Consider the following 24,100-nt stretch of genomic DNA (forward strand, 5'->3'; position numbering starts at 1 on the left):
AAAACAGAATCACTTCCTGTTTGGTTCGTTTTACCTACTGATAAACTTAGCCGGATTTTGTTTCACATTTCATTTTTATATCTTATTTTTGTGGGACATATTAAAACAGATTCCTTATGAAGACTGTAAAATTGATAACTTGTAATGATGCGATGAAGGCACATATCCTTCAGGGAGCGTTGGAGAATGAAGGCATTGAGTCTATTCTGCACAATGAGAATTTCTCTACTTTGTATAAGAGTTGTGTGAGCAATATAGCAGGAGTGGATATATTGGTGGCGGATGAGGACTATGAAAATGCTGTCCAAGTGTTGAGGGATAACGATAGTTGGCCGGAAGAATTAACGCTTTGTCCGTATTGCGGTTCATCGGACATTCAGTTGGTTCTAAGAAAAGGAAAGCGGTGGCGCGCTTTGGGTGCCGCTATCATTTCTGCATTGATGGTCACTCCTCCGGGAGATAACCACTGGAACTATACCTGTAAACAGTGTCATAAAACCTTTGAAATGCCGGTTTCTAAATTTAATCCTTCTGCAGAGACAGAGGAATAACTATATCTAACTATTATAACACACAATGAAAAAGAAAAAACTTCTATTAATTGCTCTTCTTTTAGTATGGGTGGCTCCTTCGTTTGCTGCCAAAGTAGATACTTTATTAATTAAAAGTCCTTCCATGAATAAGGATGTGCAAGTGGTGGTGGTAACGCCGGATGCTGCGCTGGGGAAGAAAGCGGTAGCTTGTCCCGCCATTTATTTGTTGCACGGTTACGGTGGAAATGCTAAAACATGGATTGGAATTAAACCGAATCTTCCTCAAATTGCGGACGAAAAAGGAATTATATTCGTTTGTCCGGACGGAAAGAATAGCTGGTACTGGGATAGTCCGCTCAATCCGTCTTATCGTTATGAAACTTTTATTTCATCGGAACTGGTGAAGTATATCGACGAACATTACAAGACGATTGCCGACAGAAAAGGACGTGCCATCACCGGATTAAGTATGGGTGGACACGGAGCGATGTGGAATGCAATCCGTCATAAAGATACGTTTGGTGCCAGTGGAAGTACAAGCGGAGGGATGGATATTCGCCCGTTCCCGAAAAACTGGGACATGTCCAAGCAGTTGGGAGAATATGAATCTAACAAGGAAGTATGGGATAATCATACCGTTATCAATCAGATTGATAAGATAGAGAATGGCGATTTGGCTATCATTGTCGATTGTGGAGAAGGAGATTTCTTCTTGAATGTGAACAAGGATTTGCATAACCGCCTGTTAGAAAAAAAAATCGATCATGATTTTATTACCCGTCCGGGAGGACATACAGGGCAGTATTGGAATAACTCCATTGATTATCAGATTCTGTTCTTTGATAAGTTTTTCAAGAAATAAAACCGGGAATACTTGACTTTGGCTTTTCAATGTTGTATCTTTGGTACAGAATCATAAAATAGATTGAGGTTAAACTACGATAGAAGGAGGGAGTGGAAGCTTTCTCCTTTTTTGTTGTATCCTTGGGAGGCGTGAGCTTTATCCCGGCTTATAAAAGGGATGAAACCAGAGATTAACGTGTTTTATACCGCAGCTTTATAAAAATTAGACGGTGCGTTACGACTCATTAAACGCTGCGTTAGGAGAAGTTGAAGCCTTTGTTAGGTAAAATCAGAGCCTTTGTTTCGGAATAAACAAAGTTGAGGTATGAAAAGGGGCTTTATAGGTTAAGAATCTATAATTCTGCTCTTGACAGAAATAGAGTGATTGTGCTACTTTAAAAGAGAATGCGATGTTCGGAATGAAAGATTATTCGAAAGAAACCGAAATGTTGCGTGTGTATGGATAATAGTTGGCCTGTCCTCCGGCATAGGTCGTTTGACAAATCATCCTGGATGGATTCCCTTTTTTATCAAACTCATACGAATAGATTGTCTTTTCATCGTTACTTCCTGCAGGACAACTGCGTATGGTGAAATGGCGCGGGTCCTTACCCAATAACCCAGCGTAAAGAGCTTCAATATGGAATGTCAGAGGGTGTATTTCTAATAAACCGAGGCAGGGTAAATGGTATGTCGAACTTTCTTCTCCCGGTTCATAAATGAACTTGTTTTCAAGGCCGTTCATCTTGGAACTGATAGAGGTTATATCTCCGTTCTCGTATGTAAGTGATGTTGATGAGTATTCTGTATTGTCAATATTCTCGACAATTCCGGTTAAGTATCCTTCTGCAGAGTAAGAAAATTGATAAATACGATTTTGTGAAGACAAACTGTATACACATTGACTGGCATAGCCTTCGCTATTTAATGTATATACTAAAGTGAGATAGTCAGTGGTAACTGTTACCTGATTATCAGAGTAGCTCAAGTTTACTTCGTTGCTGATTTCTTCTTCGAAATAACGTTGTTTTATAATATGTTGAATCAGGCGCTCACCATCGAACATAAATTTCTCTGTCTTATCTACAGGGTTTGAATCGTTCTTGACGGATTCATTGAAAATCATAGCCCATTGCCCTTTATTCTCTACTGTGCCCTTTTCGTCATCATCCGAACAACTGAATATCAGTATTGCCAGCAATAAAATAGCTATTTTTTTCATCCTTTCTTATTTTAATCGTAATCCGTTACTACTAAAACGTCTACTTGCCGGACTTATTACGCTTTTCTCTATTTTGAATTGCGCTTTTGTGGTCTCTTCGGTTTCTTCATCCTTTGGTGGATAACTTCCGTCAATAACACCGATGGCTACTTTTAACATTCTTTCGTTAGGATCACCGAATGGTAAAAATTCACTATAATTAGTAACTCCATCAATAGTAGTTTCACTGATTTTAAGATCTGTTGCAGGGGAGATAGCTCCTCCGGCATCGTGGTTGGAATCATAGACAGTGCATACTACCGGGTTGATTGACCACAGAAATTCTTCATTAATGAATTGTTCTGTTGCTACATTTTGTCCTTTAGTGACACCACCGATGGTTACGACAGGATAACTGTCTTTCAGTGAAAGACTCCTAATTAACATTTCCGGTGCTCCGGCTGTTGTACTGCTTGTAATAGCAAACAGAGCGGGCAGGTCTAAATTAACACCGCTCTTTAATATCTCACTATCAAAGTTGATGGTAGCATCCTTGTCTCTGTTTTTATTATTATATTCCAGATAGGCCATCGGCTTATTTAATCGTGCCTCTGAAGTCAGAATTGTACCTAATAACTGAACACAATCCAATGAACCACCGGTGTTGTAACGTAGGTCAAGTATAACATATTTCACGCCAGCTGTCTTGAACTCTTGTGAGATTTGTCGCAGTTCGTTATTGTATTTGTCCGGATCACTATTGGTTCCGGCTGTGAAGCTATTGTACATGAGATACCCTACTTTAATATCTCTATTGTTTTCTTTTACCGTAAGTATTTTGGTCTTATGCACTGGATTATCCTCAACGGATCGTGCCGCAGGTAGTTTTAATGTTATGTCATTAGGTACTACCTTGTATACAAATTCTTCTTCTCCTTCTTCCCCTTCTTCCGGCTCAACAGGAACTTCTTTCCATACTCCCATCACCAAATCCCGGGCTTGGGTTCCTTGCAGTAATTGAGTCTCGTATTTCTTGCTGATGTAAGAAGTATCGACTTTCATAATCCAGTTTCCACGTTCCAGTCCGGCTGCTTCTGCCGGTGAACCGGGGATGACGTAAGTAATTAATGCATTATATGCTGTATCGATATCCGCACTTCGAACCAGTGAATAATCAAATCCATAGGTAGGCAGCGGAGTCTCCATCACAGAGTCCACAAACGAATAGCTGTCGTTTTTTGATTTTACTTTAGATAAAAACGAGGCAGGTTCCAGAAACAGATTCACATCATCGTAGGAAGGTAGATCTTGATACCACAGATAGTTCTGCTGCATGATGTCGTACATCCATGTATCCAGTGCGGTCTGATGGGCATACTCCGGCCAGCGGTCGACACCACAGGAGAAAAAGCCACTGATAAATACGATGCTCAGGGCAGGTATGAGGATTATCTTTCTTAATTTCGTCATCATAAAAAGCTTTTTACTGTGCAAATGTAGGAAATACTTTGCTTATCTACCACATTTATGGTATAAAAATGCCTTCAATATGTGATTGGCTGTTAGAGATTCTTGCCTTATCTTTGTAGCATAGAATTTTTTAATAGGTATTAGCTTACATATAGAACGTTATTAATAGACGAATCATTATTCATGGATATAGCTGCATTATTATCAGGAGGTGTCGACAGTTCGGTTGTTGTACATCTCCTTTGTGAGCAAGGATATAAGCCCACTCTTTTTTATATTAAGATAGGCATGGACGGAGCGGAATATATGGACTGTTCGGCAGAGGAAGATATTGAATTATCTACTGCTACGGCACGTAAGTACGGTCTGTCTTTGGAGGTAGTGGATTTGCATCAGGAGTATTGGGAGAATGTAGCGGCCTATGCCATTGATAAAATCCGGCAGGGGCTGACGCCTAATCCGGATGTGATGTGTAATAAGCTTATCAAATTCGGTTGCTTTGAACAGCGTGTAGGGAAAGACTTCGACTTTACGGCAACCGGTCATTATGCCACCACCTTGCAACGCAACGGTAAAACTTGGTTGGGCACAGCGAAAGACCCTGTGAAAGACCAGACGGACTTTCTCGCACAGATTGATTACCTGCAAGTTTCCAAACTCATGTTTCCCATTGGAGGTTTGATGAAGCAGGAAGTGCGTGAGATTGCCAATAAAGCCGGATTGCCGAGTGCCAGAAGGAAAGATAGTCAGGGTATCTGTTTTCTCGGGAAGATAAACTACAATGATTTTGTCCGTCGCTTTTTAGGAGAAAAGGAAGGGGCGATTATTGAATTGGAAACCGAAAAGAAATTGGGTACACATCGCGGCTATTGGTTTCATACAATCGGCCAGCGCAAAGGGCTTGGATTGAGTGGTGGACCCTGGTTCGTAGTCAAGAAGGATATGGAAGAAAATACAATTTATGTGTCCCGCGGTTACGGTGTGGAAACACAGTACGGCAATGAATTCCGGATGCATGATTTCCATTTCATTACTGATAATCCCTGGAAAGGGCAGGAGAAGGAGATAGACATCACTTTCAAGATTCGTCACACTCCCGACTTTACCAAAGGAAAACTGATACAGGAAGGGGAGAAGCAATTCCACATTTTGTCCTCTGAAAAGCTGCAAGGCATTGCTCCGGGGCAGTTTGGGGTGATTTATGATGAAGAGGCGAAAGTTTGTGTGGGAAGCGGAGAAATTATCTGTTAAATAGTTCCCTTAGAGGGGTAGAGGTTAGTGAATAGCGGTGTCAGATATAGTATTCGGCTAAATCCACAATCCCTGCCCTCATCGCATATTTAGTAGCCTCGTGCACATTATTCACTCCCAATTTGCGAAAGATATTCTTACGATGGCTGTTGATCGTATGGAAACTAAGATTTTTCTCTGCGGCAATCTCTTTCGTTGTTTTCCCTAATGCAATTTCTTTTAGGATATTCTTTTCTGTCTGCGTCAGCAAATGGTCGTCCATGCTTGACGCTGCCAGCGGAGAAGAAGTTCCCGAAAGCAGCAGATTGCTGACATGATTGCAAATATACCGTTGTTTGCGGGTGGCGCATTGAATGGCAGTCATGATTTCTTCTTTTGAGTTATCTTTCATCACTACCCCGAAAGCCATGCTGCTGAATAATACTTGGCGGAGAAAGTTCAGGCTTAGTTCGTCAGAGAATAGAATCCAGTCGGCTTCCTTGAATCTTTCCTGCAAGACAATCAATTCATCTGCCCCCGCAAAATTGAACAAAGTATAATCCAGAATAATCACTGCTTGCGGATACAATCGTAGCTGCTGAATCAGTTCAGCCTTGTTGTCAGCTTCTAAAAGGAGGGATACCTCCTTTTGTTTACTCAACAGGAACATCATTCCTGCCTTACTGATATCCTGATTGTCTGCAATGATAAATTCTCTCATAAGCCATACTGAATAAAAAAAACTCCGCTACAAATGTACGCATTTTGCGTGATTTGTAGCGGAGTTATGATAAGATTCTTGTATTCGGATTACCAGGAACGTCCCTTGAAGATATTTGACTGGTCAAGCGGAACGATATTTCCGTTCAATGTCAGGTTGTTGTTGCTGAAGTTCGGGCTGATACTAACCGAAGCTGTATTGTTTCCACTGCTCATATTAATAAATACTTGAGCGGAGATGCCGATACCCTGAACACTGAATGAACAGTTCACATTTCCTTTTTTGTCGATATTCATCTTCATATCCGAAGAATTACCATCTACTGTCACACCACCGATTCCGTTAGGACCAGGGTAAGGAGTGTTGAAAGCAGTCTGTACGGTAGCTCTGTTGCCGTTCATCAGGACGAAGTTGGTGTTTGAAGTAACAAAAGCACTCATACCGTTGCGGAAGACAACCTGATTAGCTTCCAGAACAAATTGCTTGTTTTTCAAAGCCTGTACAGCTTGTTGGTAGGCTACCATGTCCTGCACCTCTTCTTCGGCACGGAGTTTTGCTCTCTCTGCATCTCTTTCTGCTTTTCTTTCTGCGCGGCGTGCTGCTGCGTTACTTTCTTGTGCATACATCATTGTGCTTGCACTCACTAATACTAATGCTACTAATGCAATAAACTTTTTCATAACTTTTTTTTGTTTAGGTTTAATACGTTGTTCGTTTATTGCAAAAACAAAGAGCATGCCAGATTGTTCACGAACGTCTTGCAATTTTATATCCGATGGCTGCCACGGTGATACTCATTAAAGGACTGATAATGTTGAAAAAACAATAAGGGAGATACACAAGTGTGGGTACACTCAAGATAGTGGCTTGAGTCATTCCACAGCTGTTCCACGGGATCAATACGGATGTAACGGTTACTGCATCTTCCGTGGTACGGCTTAGTAAGCAACTTTCATACCCTTTCTTGGCATAAATATCGCGAAACATATTTCCCGTCAGAATAATACTGATATATTGATCGGCAGTGGTCAGATTAAGAAACAGACCGGAACAAACCGTCGCACTGACCACGCTGACTGTTTTCTTCATAAAGCGCACAAAGATGGAAGTGATACTTCCCACCATGCCGCTTGCTGTCATTGCTCCGCCGAAACACATGGCACATAGTATCAACCAAATCGTATTCATCATTCCTGACATGCCACGTGTGGCAATTAAATCTGTCAGAACGGCATTATCCGTGTGTAAATTTGTCTCTCCGTAGATAGTCATCATCAGTCCTTTAAACAGTGAATCGAATCCGGAAGCGGCAATTCCTGAAATTTCTTCCAACAAATCCGGCTGAAAGATCAAAGCAAAAACAGCAGCCAGCAGGGTGGACAGGAACAGCGTAACGATAGACGGCACTTTCTTCGCTATCAATATGCCGGTTACTACGGGAACTATCAGCAGCCACGGAGTGATATGAAACTTTTCATTCAGAGCTGTTGCCACTTCTGCGATGTGTTGTGTATTGTTGGCATCATGAGAGAATCCTGCTACAGTGAAAATAATTAGCGTAATGACAAGAGATGGAACCGTAGTAATCATCATATAACGGATGTGACGAAACAGGGGAGTATCTGTGATGGAAGAAGCCAGGATGGTGGTTTCGGATAAAGGAGATATTTTATCTCCGAAGTATGCCCCTGAAATAATGGCTCCGGCAATCCAGCCGTCTTCAAAACCTTGCGCCTTTCCGATACCCATCAGGGCGATACCGATGGTAGCAATGGTAGTCCACGAACTTCCGGTCATGACGGAAATCAATGCGCAGATGATGCAGGTAGATGCCAGGAAGAAACTGGGATGGATAATTTGCATCCCGTAGTAGATTAGCGTAGGCACTACTCCACTAATCATCCAGATCCCGCTCAACGCACCGATTATCAATAGAATAATAATGGCTGTTGCCACTCCGGCAATATTGTTGGTGATGGCGAGCTCATAATCTTTCCAGGGAATTTTATAGAACACCATACCGATAAGGATACAAATAGCTGTAGTGGTGAGTAGTGACACTTGGCTTCCGCCGCTTAGGGCATCACTGCCAAATGTGCGGATAGTGGCAAACAATAATAACACCAGTACAATGATCGGTATCAATGATACAAGGGGAGAGGGGGCTTTCTTCATGTTGATTCTTATAACCTTTTATTTGTTTTCCGGCTACTGTTTTGTTTATAGCCGCGCAAAGATACAACAAAAAAGAATGAAATCTTTTGCTTCAAAATGTCAGGCAATAAAAATTATTATAAGTTTGTATTTGATTGGAATATGTATAAGACCGGCTCAATTAGCGAAAGTCTTACGCCTTATCCACCAGTAACGGATGAAAAGTACCCCTGTCAGGATGAGGGCAATGGATAATCCGGTATAGAAAACAGAAATGAACGTTTCGGGCAGAAGATGGAAGCTACGTATAGTAATTCCCAGAGAAATCATGAAGATCATTGTAATCCAGCTTTTCACATCGAAAAAGGAGAACGGGCAATTTTTGTGTTCTTTCTTTTGTTCGATTCGTTGGGTATGTTTATAATAAAGTCTTCTGAACACCAGAACGAAGAATAACAAGAAAACGACGGTAGCTTCTCCTATTTTGAACATCCAATCTTGGGAGGTGTTTAACCAGGTTACAATTCCTATTCGCAGAATATTCGCACCGGCTATAATCCAGACGGTGCCGGCTGTGATAAGTAAGATTTGTCTGTTAACTCCGTATTTCATTGGCTTTTTTATTGTAATAAACGGTTTGACCGTCCGTTTTGTTGACTCACTTCTTGTAGAAAGTCGTAATTAATAAAGAAATTCCGGTTAAAACGACTCCGGTACCGATAACTCCGTGCCAACCATACAGTTGCCAAAAGCTGCCCGCCAGAAATGTTCCCATCGAACCGCCAATAAAGTAAGTAGTCATGAAAACTGTATTGATACGGTTCGAAGCGCGCGGGTCTAGTTCGAAGATACTTGTCTGGTTGCTAAGTTGGATGCATTGCATCCCTATGTCAATGATGATGATTCCGGCAATGATACCAATAAAGGTGTTTTCACCGATGAAGAACAGTAACCAGGCAAAGAGAATCAATCCGCAACCGATAAAGTTGAAGCGGCGTACCCCGACTTGTTTTACATATCTTCCAACAAAAGAGGCTGTTAATGCTCCCGCCACTCCGCAAAGTCCCAGCATACCGATTACGTCGCTGTTAGCGAAGAACGGGGCTTGTCCCATTTTAAAAGCCAGACAGGACCACATGGCGAGGAGGGAACCGAAATTCAGTGCCGCCCGGATCGAATAAATGCGTAGTTGCGGGTATTCTTTCACTAAGGCTAACAGGGATTTCATCAGGCCGCTATACTTTCCCTGAAAGTTGGTCTGAATGTCAGGAAGGACTTTTAATACAACGATTGCGCAGATAAACATCATGCCTGCAGCGATGTGATACATTTCCCGCCAGCCAATCAGTTCACCGATAAATCCGCTGACGACACGTGAAGCCAGAATGCCGGTCAATAGTCCTGATAAGACAATCCCTACATTCCTGCCTTTATTTTCCGGACGGGAGAACTGGGCGGCTATCGGAATGAATATTTGTGGAATCATCGAACAAACTCCCGTGAGGAATGAAGCGATAAGTATCAAATGAAAATTGTGCGTCAGGGCGATAGTCAATAGGGAGAATATCAGAATGGTGAAGTTGACGAGGATGATTTTCTTACGCTGATATAAATCTCCCAGAGGGGTGATAAACAACAATCCTGCCGCATAGCCTATTTGCGTGACCATGGCAATCAGGTTAGTTCTGAACTCTGATATGCCAAGTTCATGGCGTATCATATTTAATAGGGGTTGAATATAATAGATGTTGGCTACCGAGACACCGGCCACAATAGCAAGTGTCCAGAGGATAGATGCCGGTAGTCCCCCGTTTTCTTTTAATGGCTGTTTCATGCGGCAAAGATAATAAAATAAGATGTTTATTCGATAAAGAAAGTGGTGGAAACTGTGTTGCCTTCTCCGTCTACTGCCGTCAGGGAATGTTTGCCGGGAGCAGGTTGCAGGGAAATTTTGTGGAAATCCTGTGTCTGTGTCTGATAGGTGTCGTCGAGATGCCAGAAGATAGTGGCATTGGGATTGCTGTGTGCCAGTTCCACCGTGATAAAGCCTTTGCTGCCATCCAGTTGCTTGGGCAGCTTGATGTGGGCGTTCATCGGAGGGTAGATGAACTGCATGGGTTGGAAAGAATCTTCTCCGCAGCCGGCTTTGAAAGGTGGCAGCGGTTTATATTCCGGATGGTGTTGTTTATAGTACCATTCCCATACGGGCGGCAGGGCAAACCATGATTTCTGAATGGTAGGTTCCGTGTTTGCACAGTTTTCATAGATGCGGTGGCTTTCGTCGGCGGATAGTGTGACGAGATGATGGTAAGGACAAGCCTCTGTCCGTAATCCGACGGGAAGGATCAGTACGGTGTCGGTTTCTTCACAGAAACGTCCTTTCAGATGACCGGATTGACGGCATATTTCTGCATCAACGAAAATTTCTGTGGGACGTTCGAACCAGGGTGAAGATGGGAGATAATTGAATATATCGAATAATACGGGACCGGCTGTCTGTGCACCGACCAATCCGGGTTTTCCTTCTCCGGTTGCATTTCCTACCCATACGCCTACTGCATAACGGGGAGTCACGCCAACGGCCCAGGCGTCACGGAATCCGTAACTCGTTCCGGTCTTCCATGCGATAGTCTGCATTGAGGGGATTGATTTCCAGTCAATTTCTTCAGGGCGGTTGACTTCTGTTAAGGCGGAAAGGGTGAGCCAGGCCGCTCCTGCAGAAATGACTCCTTCTGAAATAACTCCTTCTGATATATCCTTTCTCGAAGTTGTTTTTCTTGAAATGGTCTTTCCTGAAGTAACTTTTCTTGAACCATCTCTTTCCGAAACTGTCTTTTCTTCTGTTCCCAGTAGTATCTGCACTTCCTTTTCTTGGGGAAGGTCGTTGGAATGACTGTTGGAGAGGCTTCGTCCCATTTGTGCATAAGCATTCGTCACATCCCATAAAGTAGCTTCGGCACCTCCTAAAATGAGTGATAATCCATAATGGGAGGCTGATCGGTTGATAGTCTTGAACCCCATTTGTTGCAGCATGTGATGAAATTTGGGTACTCCATATCTTTGTAACATGGTGACAGCCGGGATATTCAATGAGCGGGCAAGAGCTTCGGAAGCGGGGACGGCTCCTTCAAACTGCATGCTGAAGTTTTGTGGAGTAAAGCCATTGATATTAACGGGTACGTCCGGTAACAGCATTTGCGGTAATAGACTTCCCTCCTGTAGCATGGCACCATAGAGAAAGGGTTTTAAAATACTGCCTGTACTTCTGGGAGCTTGAATCACGTCTACTTGATTCCCCCCTTGCTTACGGTCGAAATGTACATTTCCGCAGTATGCTACCACTTGATTGGTGGGAATGTCTATAATTAGGATAGCCAGGTTACGGATATCACTTCGATTAAATTCATTGCTCCACCGTTCCGCCAAACTCTCTATATGGGTTTGTATTCCTTTATCGATGGTTGAGCGGGTATATAATCCGTTTCTTTCTTGATAAAAGCGGGTAACCAGGTGGGGGGCTATTTGAGGAAGAGGATGTGGTTCGTCGGGTAACGGTTCGCTGATAGCCAATTCATAGGTGGACGCATCAATAATCTCTTCTTCAAAAAGTTGTTTTAATAAACGGTTGCGTTTGGAAAGTAGTGTTTTTCGTCCTTTGGATAGATGAATCATGGCGGGGGCATTTGGCAGGACGGCCAGCATGGCTGATTCCGCCCATGATAAATCTTCGGCAGAATGACCGAAGTAGCGCCAGGCAGCAGCATCCAGTCCTACTACATTTCCTCCGAATGGTGCATGAGAGACATACATGGATAAGATTTCCTCTTTGGAAGTCCGGAACTCCAAACGGGTAGCCCAGATCATTTCGATGACTTTCTCTCCGATAGTTCTGGGTTTGTTCCGGGCGAGACGGATGGTCTGCATGGTAAGGGTACTGCCTCCGCTTACAACACGTTTATTCTTTAAATTCTGATAGAGTGCTCTTCCGGTAGATAGCGGATTAACTCCCCAATGGTGGTAAAAGTGTTTATCTTCAAAGGTAATAAGGCATTGTTTGATTTTCTCGGGTGTTGTCTTTCGGGGAGGAAACCGCCATTGACCATCCGAAGCGATACGTGCTCCCAGTAATTCTTCGTTTCGATCAGTCACAACGGTGGAGTAGGGTACATGAAACAGTTGCCGGGGAAGGCAAAAGATGTATCCTATCATCAAAAGAGCAATGCTTATTGTCATTACTTTCTTAGTAACAGATAATCGTTTGAAGAATTTATATATAGGATTCATTTAAATGTTAAGAGCTAAGAGACATATCTTTGTGACAAATAATTAGGCACGGATTACACGGATTACGCATTTTTGGTTAACGAGTAGAACCGTGTAATCCGTGCCTGAAATTTATCGACTGACAGTTGTTCTTCCCGCTTTGCTGCGTGCCTGTACGTTTACATCATACATTGCTTCACATTGAACGGCAGGAAGAATAAAGTTACCTGCATAAGTCGCTTGCAGTCTGACAGTGAATACTTTTGTTTCACCACGACGCAAATTGAAATAAGTTAATACCCTGTCATCGCGTATATCCAGATAATTATATTTGCTGACGGATTTACCGGAACCGTCGGCTGCTCCGCTTTCCGTTTCGGGGGCAACCATTCTTTCGTTGTATATTTCCCAACCGGACGGTATGATATGCGTCAGTGCCAGATTGGTGTAATCGGAAGTTCCGCTAATATTGGATATGGAAGTGATAGCCATAAAGTCAGTTCCCTGTATAATATCATTGACAGAGATTGGTGTACCGTTCAGGTTGGCATATCTTATATCCATGCGAAGATTGTCGCTGATGGCCGGTAATGTATCGTTCAACAACTGTGTGCGTGTGATAAGGTCTACGCTAAGCGCTCCTTTTCCTTGATTCTTCACAGCAATCATACCGGATTTGGGAGTGGTGGCGATTTCCTTTTCAAACACAGCTTTAGCCGATTTCACGGCAGGTTGTTGTTTGTCGTTCCATGTCCATACGAAATCCAGTGTGCCTGATAGCTTTTCAGCCAGACGTCCCATTGCCATAAGAGCAAAAGCGGTGGATTGTGTACTGAACCACTCCTCTTGTGACAGATTCTTTGAAACGACTTTTGCCTGCTGCAAAGCATCCCGTTCCCGGTTCATCAGGATCAGTGTTTCCAGAATCATAGCTTCATCACGGTCGGAGGAACCATAAATCTGATTCATGGAAGAGTAGGGGCTTACTGTTGTTTCTGCATTATACACCAGTTCTTCAGCCGGTTTCATCTTTCCGGTCAGTGCATAGGTTGTTGCCAGTCTCCATTTAGCTTGAATGGATAATCCTGCCTGTTCTTTCATCCGGTTCATGGCCCCATATTCCGGTACTCCTGCCAATGCAAGCGTATATAAGCGGAAAGCCTGTTGCAATTCCGACTGCCATTGTTGCCAGCCGCTTGCATCCTGCGGCATCCGCCAGTTTTGTGCGGCAGCACGTTGAAAACGCTTCCACTTGTTCAGTACATTCGAATGAACGGCGTATCCTTTTTCTTGTGCCAGTGTCAGGAACATTCCTGCATAAGAACTGATCCATTCGTCGGCAACAGCATTTCCCGGCCAATATACAAATCCGCCATTGGGGAGTTGACGACCATAAATCTGCCGGATAGCTTCCTGTATATTTGTCTTTATCTTTTCGGCTTCTATCTTATCTATTGTTTTGAATTGACCGACAAACAGAAGAGGCAAAGCCTTGGAAGTCAACTGTTCCGTACAATGGTGCTGATAGTTATATAAGAAGTCGAACCGGCGGCTGATATCAACCGAAGGTATGCGTGATACTTCCAGCTTTATCTGGTTATTTGCAGAAGAACTGCTTAGATTGTATGAAAGTTCTTTGCTTTGTCCGGCTTCTACCCATTGACTGTTGCGCAGGGTTACTACCGGATTCGGGTTGCGTACTTCTATTTCAATGGTTTCTTTAGTTTGTTGTCCGCCACCATTGGCTGTCAGATGGATGGTAGCCTTTCCTGTTTTACTACCTGTTTTTAAGGTAAAGAACACGAGCTGGTCACCCGGTTGGCTAAATTTGAGCGACTGTTGGTTGGCCCCTACAATCTGTACTCCTCCACCGGATGCCTGAAGTGATACGGTTACATTCTTCACTTGATTTTCCATCGCAAAGATATTTACCGGAACGGTGATTTCTTCCTGAATACTAAGCACACGGGGCAAGGTGGACAACATCATTAACGGAGTCCGCACGAAAGCCGTTTTTTCCGCATTGCCGTACGCTCCCTCTTGTCCGGCAACCACCATGGCACGTACCGAACCTACATACATCGGAAGTTTCAGCGTATGCGTCTGGCTCTTACCTTTTCCCAGATAGAAAGGACCTATAAACTTGACTACCGGTTTGAAGCGGTTTGCTTTTGCATCGGCAGGTTTTAATGTGGCGTCTCCACCCGTACTGAAAAGTGAACTGTAACTTCCGGCGGAAGCTCCCAATACATTATCATACATATCCCATGTCCGGATGCCGAGTGCTTCGCGTGAATAGAAATCATTCCATGGGTCCGGGGTTTTGAAATTGGTAAGATCCAGCAAACCGTCGTCTACAATAGCTAATGTATAAGTCATCGGTTTTCCGGTCTTTTCGCTGACGGTCACATTGAAGTTGGTTTCCGGGCGTAACACTTCCGGCATCTGTATCTGCGGTTGCAACACCGTCTGACTGTTAGTCACGAATACCGGAACGACGCCATACATACGGATAGGCAGGTCATTGACTGTTTGCGCGTGAGGCTGTAACAGACTGATATGCAGATATACATTCGGAGTCATCTCTGGTGTAATCTTGAATGTATATTTCGTATCTCCTCCGTTGGAAACCTCTATCCATTCTTGTCGTAATACGGTAGAACCGTTTTCTATGGATACCAGTGCACGTCCTCCCGCTGCTGCAGGAATGATTGCTGTGGCTGTTTCTCCTATTTCATAAGAATCTTTGTTCAGCGAGAAAGCAAGCATTTTGATACCGCTGGGATCAGTCTTGCTCGAACGTCCCCGCCATTCCGGCCAGTCAACATAAACTGTACCTCCGGTGGCATGTCCACTCTCTTTATCTTTCACGTAAACCAGGTAGCGTCCCCATGACGGATAATCGATACGGAATTTGAAAGATGCTTTTCCGCCTCTTGTCTGTAAATTGCCGCTGGCAACAGGAGTGATGGAACTGTTGTTGATATACGTTCCGAAAGATTCACCACTGTTTTCCCACCACCAACTCCAGCCGATGCGGTATATTTTGTATTCCAGATTAGAACTGTTCACTAACTGTCCCTGCGTGTTTACAGTTACAATATCGAATACATGATCTTTGTCAGTTTCAATATATTTGCCTTTTGGCTGGTTCAGATTGATACCGACATAAGAGGTGAATGGTGAGAATGGAATTGTTTGAGTGTAGATGCTGGCATCTCCTCCCGGTTCGAACACGCGGGTGGTGAAAGTGGCGTTCAGCATACCCGGCGCTTCCGTTGCGGTCGGAACTTTCAGCATGACATTTGCTTTTCCTTCTGCATCCAGTGTGCCGTCAAATATATCTGTTTTGATAGTCGTGAAATCCGTAGCCGGATTGTTAAAGATATATTGTCCGTAATTCTTAAACTGTGTATTCACTTTCGATAAAGACATTTCTACTTTGGCTTTCAGTTTGGAGGCAGTTGCTCCTGTCAGCCAGGTTGAAGTGAGTGGGGCATAGAAATCCTTGTCCGTGGCTTGAAGAACCTTCGGCAATGCCAGATTTATTTTCAAGCGGTTGGGCTTTATGGTTTCGATACGCAGACCTTTGTGGAAGGTGGTTCCTCCCACCTTAATATACGCATTCCAAAGTCCGGTCGGGTCTGTTGCCTGTGTCGGAACGTCGAATGTATAGAATCCGTTCATTCCTTGTGTTGAAATCATTTTCGTGTAGAACTGTCCTCTCGGATTGTAAATCTCCAGTGCTACGGGGTGCTTGTCGGGGATTCTCTTTTCGCGGTCTTCCAATATAAAGGAAATGTGCAGCGTGTCTCCGGGGCGCCATACCCCTCTTTCGCCATATATAAATCCTTTCAGTCCCTTTTGAATATCTTTTCCTCCCACGTCGAATCTGCTGACGGACTGTTCTTCACCGTCCACAACGCGCACATACGCCTTTTGCTTTTCCGATTCTGCCACGATAATGAAAGGCACACCGTTCGGAGCGATTTCAACGAATCCTTCTCCATTGGTTTCTCCTTTCCCTATGGGTTGTAACTGGAAGTTATACGCTGTTACCTGTGCTTTTCCTATCGGTTTTGTATCCAAAATATTACTAACGGCAATCCACAGTTTATTCAGTGAGTTCCGTTTTACAATCATTCCCAGGTTGGAAGCAAGAACGTTGCAGGCAGCTGCCCGGTCTGAATCCATATAATAAGACGGATGGCAGGGGTTGTCGCGTTCCGTCCATCGGTACACACTCCAGTCCATTGTTCCGCCATTGTAATAATAGTAGGCTTCGGGGGTATTCCAGATTGCTTCATCTTCTTCGGACAAAACACTTCCACTTACTTTGGTCAGCCCGTCGGAGGTGCTGCTGTCGGCGAATTTCATATCCTGATTCTCGCCTCCTCCACAAGGATAAGCGGAGTATTCCTGACGAAATGAAAGTATGACACGATAGATGGCACCCGGTTCCTGGTGGATTAATCCGGCAAGGTCTATCGAGTAATCTCCCCAATGATGAATGTCTTTGGAAGCATCTTTGGCAAGCCATAATGTTTTCTTGTAAACCAGTCTTCCCGAACGGCGTAGCTCATTGGCCGAGGCCAGTGAATTGGTTTGCATAAACATCAATACATTGTTCTCGAAAATGCGGATCACGCTCAAATCCACAGCGTATAAGTTGACAGCCCTGAAAGGAATAATCAGACTTTTCGAATCGGGCAGGATAGCGGCGGTAGTAGACATTTCCACTTGTGGCTTCAGACTTACTTCACTGAATGAGATCGTATGAGAAGTTCCCAATGCTTTACCTTGACAGTCTTTGACTCCTTCATGGATATTCAACGTCAGTTTGTTCTGTGTGTTTGCTTCGAAATAGATAAAAACTCTGTTCTCACTGATTTGGAAGATCGATGAGGAGATTTCCGGGATCTCAATCAGTCCTTTTAAATCTTGAGTAGTGGATAAGGGAGCGGAGAAAACAATCTCGATTCCATTTTCCGGTTGGTCGATGCGTTCGGCAGACATGAAACGGAAACAATCTTTCGCCGGTATCAGTACTTCTTCGCTTTGTTTACGGTCGATGCCGGCTGCGTTGCCGTTGGCTGTGATAGTCAAGGGGTAATCATCAGCTTCTCTGGGGATTTGTCTGATACTAAACAAATACCGGGTATGATTGTCGGTTGCGGTGACTTCCACCGGATAACTCTTTTTTCCGTCACTGGCAGTCAGCATCTTTTCTACCTCTTCCTTTTTCACTACGTCGCTGAAACGTATCTCTCCTTTAATATTTATTTCATTCGGTTGGGTAGCTGTAATCGGCAATGATTCCAGTTGCAGGGTGAAGTTACGTTCCTGTACACGGAATGAGAAGTTGAACTCTTTCAGCTTTTTGTCCACTTCGATGAAGTCTCCGAGCCGGAAAGTTCCTTCGTAAAGTGTTCCCGGTTTCAGCGCTCCTTCTTCGGGCACAAATTCAATGGTATTGTTGCTAACCCAATATGCTTTTCCTTTTAATGAAGGTGAGAAACTGAACGGATTGCTTTTTAACTCATTGTTCATATCCACCATGGGTTGGTCGTGGGTCAGTTCTATACGTATGGTCGAATTTTGCGAGATGACTCCTCCCGTATACGCATTTACATACGGTGCATAATCGGCAGAAGGAATGATGTCTTTTTGAGTGCGTGTGCATGAATATAGGCCCACAGTCATCATGATAAGTAAGAATAGTCCGGTAGCACTGATGCTACGTGTAGTCTTTGTTTGTCCCATAGTGAGAAGTTTTTTATAGTTCAACAAACAAATATACAGTTTTTATGCTAAATCCTTTGTTATTCTGATTATTTTTGCAAGTTCTTAATCAATTTATTTATGGGGAAAAAGAAAGAATACAAAGAGGCCAATCGGCGATTTTTGAAAAAACTGTCTTTTCAGGAAGGTGTTTTCGCGTTGCCGTGTGGAATCTATTACAAAGTTTTGGAAACTGGCGAAAGTACGATTTCTCCGGGTGCGCGGAGTATTGTTACCGTGCATTACAAAGGAAGTCTGATTGATGGTCGGGTGTTTGATAATTCTTATGAGCGTACTTGTCCCGATGCCTTACGTCTTAGTGATGTAATAGAAGGGTGGCAGGTGGCACTTCAGAAAATGCATGTTGGTGATAAATGGATTATTTATATTCCTTATGCAATGGGATACGGTATCAAATCTTTTGATTCTATTCCTGCTTACTCGACATTGATCTTCGAAGTGGAACTGCTTGGCGTTGCATAGAACATAAAGATGAGCTATATACAATCAGATACATGGATATTTTTCTTTTAGCTTTTTCATAAAAGACTTGCTTACTTGTAAAAGTTCCATCTCATTAAATGGAGGAAGCAATATGCAATTGTTGTCTTCAATCGAAACCAGATAGCTTATATTGATAATGTGTGACTGGCTAATCTGGATAAGATAGGGATGCAGACTCAATATCTTTTGTGAGTTTGTATTTCTTTTGAGTGCCAGGGTATGATTATTATTTAATACAGCTTCCCATAGTTTACTCTTGGAGTTATACCGGAAATAGCCAATCTGTTCTAAATGGATTAGTTGCAAGTTTCCAGTAATGGTAGTATATAAAAAGATCTTTTCTTCTTGATGTTTTTCTGTGTCGGTGTGATTACAATTGTCAATATTCATATTCTATTTATCTTAGTATTCGATTAATCTGTTGATGATGCCAACGTCGTAGTTTTATTTTGCATCAAAAGTAACGGATTGCTTTTAGCTATAAAAATAAAAAGTGTCTCATTCCTGAAATGAGACACTTTTTACTATTAAGAATTGTGCTTTTAAAAAAGGAAATTATTGTTCTACTCTTTGATTCTCAATGAATTTACTGGGTGATACACCATACTTTTCTGAAAAGTTACGATAGAAAGTTGCCCGGGAGGTGAAACCGCATGCAAACATAAGTTCTTTTACATTACTCTTTGGATTTTCGGCGGCTAACTGTCTGAAATATTCCAATCGAAGATAATTAATGTATTCCCGGAAACCTGTAAAGCCCTGACTTTTGATTGCTGCTGAAATATCATGTTCCTGTTTATTCAGGGACTTGGCTAAAAGTTCTATGTTATACCGTTGATCGGTGTAGGGATGCTGTTCCTGAAGATAGGCTTCAATCGTTGAGAAGAGCGGGAGAGTAGGAGATGGCTTTCCAGCTTGTAGCATTATAGTGCTTTCCGTATTCTTTGCATTATGAATCATGTTTATATGGTTCGAAAACGGATTCTCATAACGTAAATATTGTATGGAGAATAAGACCGTAAAAACGATTGCCATAATGCCGAACAGATTGAAAACAAATTCATTGATATTTAGAGTGAACAAAATGTATATCCCTAAAAATACGAATAGAAAACCGATGAATAGATACATGTTATTATTTATCCTGCGGTAGGTCTTGTTATTCATCATCGGATAAATAAGAAGAACGAGTGGGGTAAAAACGGATAATAGGAATATGCAAGCCCTAAGCTTGACATCTATTTGATGGATATTCGGAATAATTTCATCTATGGAGTGGATGGGAGTGATATTCCCATTGAAACCTAAATAACTGATTCCTACAGTTATCGTAATGATGGGTAATAATAGAAAAGTAAATATTCTGAAATGGTTCAGATAGCCCGGTGATAAAGAAGCGATAGGGAACAGGGCTACAATATTTGCTAAAGCATACCATTTGAGCATTTTCTCAATGTTGAGCAATTCTGTGAAGTTGTATTCCGGAGTGTCTGTGACAATTGTCAGCCATCCGATATTTTCCCATGAAAACATAATACCGATGCCAGTTGCTATAATTCCCCAATATAATTTCGGATAATTGTCTTTAGCACGTATAATAAGGATGATTCCTATAATTAACGCAATCAGATCAAGTGTAAGCTCAATAGATAGATGTGTAATTCCCATTTTTTTGACGTGTTTCTATTCCTTGCCAGTCAGTGTGTAAATGTTTCCCGTACAAAGGTAGGCAAAATAGAAATATCAGGCAATAAAAAAGATATGGCTTTGGAGAAACTTAGTTGTGCGGCGATATGCTATATTTCTTTCGCTGAATCATTTTCGGCCAATTCTTTGATCTCTTTATTCAAAAATACAGAAAGCACAGTTCTTACTACAACCACTCCACCCAGGATTGCCAATTCGTCCAACGTTGGATCAACCACAGTTTTTAGTATGTCGGAAGCAATTAGAAATTCCAATCCAAGCAAAAGGTAAGTGCCAAAATCCGCCCTCAACTGCCGTATATTGTAAACCGTATATGTTCCGTTGAATCGTTTTATTTCATTGCGTAAAAAGGCGATGAAGCAGACTAATACTCCGTAAGTGACAATTAGCAGACTAATAACACTGATAATAGTGGCAAGTGTATTTAAGAATGTGAGTAGCATTGTTGTATAATGTTTTAGTATCTGTTATGTAAACAGGCGAAGTCATACAAAAGTTCTCGAATTAGCTACATTATTTGCTCTTACAGGTTTATATTTGTATATTCAAGTTAAAAGCTACCTATTTGTCCAGTTTAAATAGTGTCTGGAGGGTATTCAAAGTGGGTTGAAAGTGGATGTAAATCAAACACTGATTGGTACAAAGGAGAAAGAAAAGATGATATGGTTTATATGAAGTAATACATTTCAGAATAAATTTATCCATATCAAATTATTACAAATAAAAAGAACTCCTGTAATCGTTAAGATTACAGGAGTTCTTTATCTATATAAAGTAACCTGAATTACTTACCTAAAGCCTGAGCAACATCAACCGCACAAGCTACTGTACAACCTACCATCGGGTTGTTACCAATTCCTAGGAATCCCATCATTTCTACGTGAGCAGGAACTGATGAAGAACCAGCGAACTGTGCATCAGAGTGCATACGACCCATCGTATCCGTCATACCATAAGAAGCAGGACCGGCAGCCATGTTATCCGGGTGAAGAGTACGACCTGTACCACCACCAGAAGCAACAGAGAAATAAGGTTTGCCAGCAAGAACACGTTCTTTCTTGTAAGTACCAGCAACTGGGTGTTGGAAACGAGTCGGGTTAGTAGAGTTACCTGTGATAGATACGTCTACACCTTCTTTCCACATGATAGCTACACCTTCGCGAACGTCGTCAGCACCATAACATTTTACTTTTGCACGAGGGCCGTCAGAGTAAGCGATTTCGCGAACAACTTTCAGTTCACCTGTGAAATAATCGAATTGAGTCTGAACATAAGTAAAGCCGTTGATACGAGAGATGATCTGAGCAGCGTCTTTTCCAAGACCGTTCAGGATGCAACGCAACGGTTCTTTACGTACTTTGTCTGCTTTTGCAGCGATTTTGATAGCACCTTCAGCAGCAGCGAAAGATTCGTGACCTGCCAGGAAAGCGAAACATTTAGTTTCTTCGCGCAGCAACATAGCAGCCAGGTTACCATGACCGATACCAACCTTACGGTCGTCAGCTACAGAACCCGGGATACAGAATGCTTGCAAACCGATACCGATAGCTTCAGCAGCTTCAGCAGCGTTTGTGCAGTTCTTCTTAAGAGCGATAGCAGTACCTACTACATAAGCCCATTTTGCATTTTCAAAGCAGATAGGCTGAGTTTCTTCACACGTTTTATAAGGATCAAGTCCGGCAGCTTCGCAGATAGCGTTAGCTTCTTCGATGTCTTTGATGCCGTTAGCGTTCAAGGCTTCAATGATACCTTTGATACGACGGTCTTGGCTTTCGAATTTTACTTCTCTAATCATAGTTTCTTTCCTCCTTATATTATTCGTGACGTGGATCAATAGATTTAACTGCTCCCTGTTCTGCTGTTACGCGTCCATAAGTACCTGTAACTTTCTTCAAAGCTTCGTTAGCATCAGTACCTTTCTTGATTTCGTCCATGAACTTACCCATGTGTACGAATTCGTATCCGCAGATTTCGTCGTTCTTGTCCAAGAAGATTTGCTTGATATAACCTTCTGCCATTTCAAGGTAACGAGGACCTTTAGCCAAAGTACCATAAAGAGTACCTACCTGGCTACGCAGACCTTTACCTAAGTCTTCCAAACCTGCACCGATAATCAAACCACCTTCAGAGAAAGCCGATTGAGTACGTCCGTATACGATTTGCAAGAAAAGTTCGCGCATTGCAGTATTGATAGCGTCGCAAACAAGGTCAGTGTTTAATGCTTCAAGAACTGTTTTACCCGGAAGGATTTCAGAAGCCATAGCAGCTGAGTGAGTCATACCAGAGCAACCGATTGTCTCGATCAAGGCTTCCTGGATGATACCTTCTTTAACGTTCAGTGTCAGTTTACAAGCACCTTGTTGAGGAGCGCACCAACCGATACCGTGTGTCAAACCAGAAATATCAACGATTTCTTTAGATTTTACCCATTTGCCTTCTTCGGGTATGGGAGCCGGTCCATGGTTAGGACCCTTCTTTACAACACACATGTGTTCCACTTCGTGTGAATAAGTCATAATTAGCTCTTTTTTTAAGTGATATAATTAAAAATACGTAGTCACGATTCTCTAAATCGCCCACAAAGGTAGTCGATTTATTTGTTTCTGCAAATCGCCTTTTATTACTTTTTTGTGAAAAGTGACAAATCTGTTTACGTTTTTTTGTCGTTTGTAAAGTCGGGATTGCATTTGTGAAAGATTGAGACCGGGAGAACTATCTATTCTTTGCTTTGTTGTTATTAGAAAAAGAAAATTTATGGAACTGAATCAAGTAGATATACATTATTTAATAGCGGCAATTTGCGTTATTTCATCTGCACTTATTTTTTATACGATAGGTGTTTGGGGAGAACGTCTTCAAAGGAAATTAAAGTTTTGGCATCTCATTTTCTTTCTTCTCGGGTTGTTGGTTGATACGGTGGGTACAAGCCTGATGGAGCATATTGCCGAACTGACTCATCTGCATGACGAAATGCATACGGTGACAGGGGCAATTGCTATTCTTCTGATGTTTGTACATGCGTTATGGGCGATATGGACCTATGTGAAGGGAACGCCTATAGAAAAGAGACATTTTAATCGTTTCAGCATTGTAGTTTGGTGCATTTGGCTTATACCTTATTTAATAGGGGTTTATTTGGGGATGCGATTACACGTATAGGATTAGGCAGCAGATAAATAGGGGGAGAGGGATTATTCCGCTAAAAGCTTACGTTATTTAGTTCAAAAGGATACAAAAATGAGGGTGTTCGGAGAGGGGTGTACAAAGCGCTGAAACGCCCACCAGTAAAGGGGGAAAAGCCAATGAAAACCAGTAGAGTAGAGAAGAGAAGAGTAAAGAAGAGTAAGTAAAAGTATTATTTCTGTTATAAACAACAGCAATAATACTGGGCAGAGAAGATGGCTTTGGCTGCTGCCGTTGTCGGTTCGGATCACTTCGTCGGTACCGTTTCTGTTCCCGTGTCCCTCATGAACTGTTCGTCCGGCAGATGACCGACTTTTGTCTGGTAGGTTGTTGATGCTCGCCCGGTAGGTAACGGACATTCACACGGTAGATAACCTACGTTTGTACGTTAGGTAAATTCTATATTATTTCACGGGCTACCGTTTCAATACTTGTTTGCTAAAGTATCATTTGCTTCAAAACCATACCGGAAGGAATGAAACGGATTGATAATTGTTTTTAGTAAGATTG

Annotated in this window: 19 protein-coding genes; 5 read left to right on the forward strand and 14 right to left on the reverse strand. The window is 42.4% G+C overall.

What is annotated here, in order from left to right; genetic code table 11:
- The first annotated feature begins 116 nt into the window (after positions 1–116).
- Positions 117–551: a DUF2007 domain-containing protein gene (locus tag NQ505_RS14075; protein WP_004296960.1), complete on the forward strand. Its 435-nt coding sequence runs from the start codon at positions 117–119 to the stop codon at positions 549–551.
- A gap of 25 nt (positions 552–576) precedes the next feature.
- Positions 577–1,395, forward strand: a complete 819-nt coding sequence (locus NQ505_RS14080) for an alpha/beta hydrolase (protein ID WP_004296959.1) — start codon at positions 577–579, stop codon at positions 1,393–1,395.
- 408 nt (positions 1,396–1,803) lie between these two features.
- On the opposite strand, the gene NQ505_RS14085 is transcribed toward NQ505_RS14080, so the two are convergent.
- Positions 1,804–2,598 carry a DUF4595 domain-containing protein gene (locus NQ505_RS14085; RefSeq protein WP_004296958.1) on the reverse strand — a complete coding sequence of 265 codons (795 nt, stop codon included), beginning with the start codon at positions 2,596–2,598 and terminating at the stop codon, positions 1,804–1,806.
- 6 nt (positions 2,599–2,604) lie between these two features.
- Positions 2,605–4,050, reverse strand: a complete 1,446-nt coding sequence (locus NQ505_RS14090; protein WP_004305925.1) for a S41 family peptidase — start codon at positions 4,048–4,050, stop codon at positions 2,605–2,607.
- A gap of 180 nt (positions 4,051–4,230) precedes the next feature.
- Here NQ505_RS14090 and mnmA point away from each other — a divergent pair, with 180 nt between their 5' ends.
- Positions 4,231–5,298, forward strand: a complete 1,068-nt coding sequence (mnmA, locus tag NQ505_RS14095) for a tRNA 2-thiouridine(34) synthase MnmA (protein WP_004325516.1) — start codon at positions 4,231–4,233, stop codon at positions 5,296–5,298.
- A gap of 40 nt (positions 5,299–5,338) precedes the next feature.
- On the opposite strand, the gene NQ505_RS14100 is transcribed toward mnmA, so the two are convergent.
- From NQ505_RS14100 to NQ505_RS14130, 7 genes are all read right to left on the reverse strand, one after another.
- On the reverse strand, positions 5,339–5,998 hold the full coding sequence (locus tag NQ505_RS14100; RefSeq protein WP_004319560.1) for a LuxR C-terminal-related transcriptional regulator: 660 nt from the start codon (positions 5,996–5,998) through the stop codon (positions 5,339–5,341).
- 89 nt (positions 5,999–6,087) lie between these two features.
- Complete coding sequence (locus NQ505_RS14105) at positions 6,088–6,678, reverse strand: DUF4251 domain-containing protein (protein ID WP_004325517.1); 591 nt, start codon at positions 6,676–6,678, stop codon at positions 6,088–6,090.
- Between the two features lie 67 nt (positions 6,679–6,745).
- A complete protein-coding gene (gene nhaC, locus NQ505_RS14110) occupies positions 6,746–8,173 on the reverse strand; it encodes a Na+/H+ antiporter NhaC (RefSeq protein ID WP_004325518.1) in 1,428 nt (475 codons plus the stop codon).
- 156 nt (positions 8,174–8,329) lie between these two features.
- On the reverse strand, positions 8,330–8,764 hold the full coding sequence (locus NQ505_RS14115) for a hypothetical protein (protein WP_004305936.1): 435 nt from the start codon (positions 8,762–8,764) through the stop codon (positions 8,330–8,332).
- Between the two features lie 46 nt (positions 8,765–8,810).
- Entirely contained in the window at positions 8,811–9,986 is a 1,176-nt protein-coding gene (locus tag NQ505_RS14120; protein WP_004325519.1) for an MFS transporter, read from the reverse strand.
- Positions 9,987–10,012: 26 nt separating this feature from the next.
- Positions 10,013–12,436, reverse strand: coding sequence for a penicillin-binding protein 1C (pbpC, locus tag NQ505_RS14125; RefSeq protein ID WP_004325520.1), 2,424 nt, complete (start codon positions 12,434–12,436; stop codon positions 10,013–10,015).
- 111 nt (positions 12,437–12,547) lie between these two features.
- The gene (locus NQ505_RS14130; RefSeq protein WP_009000885.1) at positions 12,548–18,178 is read right to left on the reverse strand and encodes an alpha-2-macroglobulin family protein; all 5,631 of its coding nucleotides are present in this window, start codon (positions 18,176–18,178) and stop codon (positions 12,548–12,550) included.
- 99 nt (positions 18,179–18,277) lie between these two features.
- Between NQ505_RS14130 and NQ505_RS14135 the strand changes: the two genes are divergently transcribed.
- Positions 18,278–18,679 carry an FKBP-type peptidyl-prolyl cis-trans isomerase gene (locus NQ505_RS14135; protein ID WP_009000886.1) on the forward strand — a complete coding sequence of 134 codons (402 nt, stop codon included), beginning with the start codon at positions 18,278–18,280 and terminating at the stop codon, positions 18,677–18,679.
- Positions 18,680–18,703: 24 nt separating this feature from the next.
- On the opposite strand, the gene NQ505_RS14140 is transcribed toward NQ505_RS14135, so the two are convergent.
- The 5 genes from NQ505_RS14140 to NQ505_RS14160 form a co-directional block, all read right to left on the reverse strand.
- Positions 18,704–19,090: a LytTR family transcriptional regulator DNA-binding domain-containing protein gene (locus NQ505_RS14140; protein WP_004296947.1), complete on the reverse strand. Its 387-nt coding sequence runs from the start codon at positions 19,088–19,090 to the stop codon at positions 18,704–18,706.
- Between the two features lie 165 nt (positions 19,091–19,255).
- Positions 19,256–20,368: an AraC family transcriptional regulator gene (locus tag NQ505_RS14145; RefSeq protein WP_004325522.1), complete on the reverse strand. Its 1,113-nt coding sequence runs from the start codon at positions 20,366–20,368 to the stop codon at positions 19,256–19,258.
- A gap of 128 nt (positions 20,369–20,496) precedes the next feature.
- Complete coding sequence (locus NQ505_RS14150; RefSeq protein ID WP_009000887.1) at positions 20,497–20,850, reverse strand: DUF1622 domain-containing protein; 354 nt, start codon at positions 20,848–20,850, stop codon at positions 20,497–20,499.
- Between the two features lie 341 nt (positions 20,851–21,191).
- The gene (locus NQ505_RS14155) at positions 21,192–22,202 is read right to left on the reverse strand and encodes a GGGtGRT protein (RefSeq protein WP_004296943.1); all 1,011 of its coding nucleotides are present in this window, start codon (positions 22,200–22,202) and stop codon (positions 21,192–21,194) included.
- A gap of 19 nt (positions 22,203–22,221) precedes the next feature.
- Positions 22,222–22,923 (reverse strand): iron-sulfur cluster assembly scaffold protein, encoded by a 702-nt coding sequence (locus NQ505_RS14160; protein ID WP_004296942.1) that lies wholly within the window; start codon positions 22,921–22,923, stop codon positions 22,222–22,224.
- A 238-nt stretch (positions 22,924–23,161) separates the two neighbouring features.
- Between NQ505_RS14160 and NQ505_RS14165 the strand changes: the two genes are divergently transcribed.
- Positions 23,162–23,566 carry an HsmA family protein gene (locus NQ505_RS14165; RefSeq protein WP_009000888.1) on the forward strand — a complete coding sequence of 135 codons (405 nt, stop codon included), beginning with the start codon at positions 23,162–23,164 and terminating at the stop codon, positions 23,564–23,566.
- The last annotated feature ends 534 nt before the right edge of the window (positions 23,567–24,100 follow it).

Source organism: Bacteroides sp. D2 (genome assembly GCF_025147085.1).
GTDB lineage: Bacteria > Bacteroidota > Bacteroidia > Bacteroidales > Bacteroidaceae > Bacteroides.

Bases quoted from the DNA above. Each gene is read 5' to 3' on its own strand.
- NQ505_RS14075 (WP_004296960.1), top strand. From the start codon at position 117: ATGAAGACTGTAAAATTGATAACTTGTAATGATGCGATGAAGGCACAT.
- NQ505_RS14080 (WP_004296959.1), top strand. From the start codon at position 577: ATGAAAAAGAAAAAACTTCTATTAATTGCTCTTCTTTTAGTATGGGTG.
- NQ505_RS14085 (WP_004296958.1), bottom strand. From the start codon at position 2,598: ATGAAAAAAATAGCTATTTTATTGCTGGCAATACTGATATTCAGTTGT.
- NQ505_RS14090 (WP_004305925.1), bottom strand. From the start codon at position 4,050: ATGATGACGAAATTAAGAAAGATAATCCTCATACCTGCCCTGAGCATC.
- mnmA (WP_004325516.1), top strand. From the start codon at position 4,231: ATGGATATAGCTGCATTATTATCAGGAGGTGTCGACAGTTCGGTTGTT.
- NQ505_RS14100 (WP_004319560.1), bottom strand. From the start codon at position 5,998: ATGAGAGAATTTATCATTGCAGACAATCAGGATATCAGTAAGGCAGGA.
- NQ505_RS14105 (WP_004325517.1), bottom strand. From the start codon at position 6,678: ATGAAAAAGTTTATTGCATTAGTAGCATTAGTATTAGTGAGTGCAAGC.
- nhaC (WP_004325518.1), bottom strand. From the start codon at position 8,173: ATGAAGAAAGCCCCCTCTCCCCTTGTATCATTGATACCGATCATTGTA.
- NQ505_RS14115 (WP_004305936.1), bottom strand. From the start codon at position 8,764: ATGAAATACGGAGTTAACAGACAAATCTTACTTATCACAGCCGGCACC.
- NQ505_RS14120 (WP_004325519.1), bottom strand. From the start codon at position 9,986: ATGAAACAGCCATTAAAAGAAAACGGGGGACTACCGGCATCTATCCTC.
- pbpC (WP_004325520.1), bottom strand. From the start codon at position 12,436: ATGAATCCTATATATAAATTCTTCAAACGATTATCTGTTACTAAGAAA.
- NQ505_RS14130 (WP_009000885.1), bottom strand. From the start codon at position 18,178: ATGGGACAAACAAAGACTACACGTAGCATCAGTGCTACCGGACTATTC.
- NQ505_RS14135 (WP_009000886.1), top strand. From the start codon at position 18,278: ATGGGGAAAAAGAAAGAATACAAAGAGGCCAATCGGCGATTTTTGAAA.
- NQ505_RS14140 (WP_004296947.1), bottom strand. From the start codon at position 19,090: ATGAATATTGACAATTGTAATCACACCGACACAGAAAAACATCAAGAA.
- NQ505_RS14145 (WP_004325522.1), bottom strand. From the start codon at position 20,368: ATGGGAATTACACATCTATCTATTGAGCTTACACTTGATCTGATTGCG.
- NQ505_RS14150 (WP_009000887.1), bottom strand. From the start codon at position 20,850: ATGCTACTCACATTCTTAAATACACTTGCCACTATTATCAGTGTTATT.
- NQ505_RS14155 (WP_004296943.1), bottom strand. From the start codon at position 22,202: ATGATTAGAGAAGTAAAATTCGAAAGCCAAGACCGTCGTATCAAAGGT.
- NQ505_RS14160 (WP_004296942.1), bottom strand. From the start codon at position 22,923: ATGACTTATTCACACGAAGTGGAACACATGTGTGTTGTAAAGAAGGGT.
- NQ505_RS14165 (WP_009000888.1), top strand. From the start codon at position 23,162: ATGGAACTGAATCAAGTAGATATACATTATTTAATAGCGGCAATTTGC.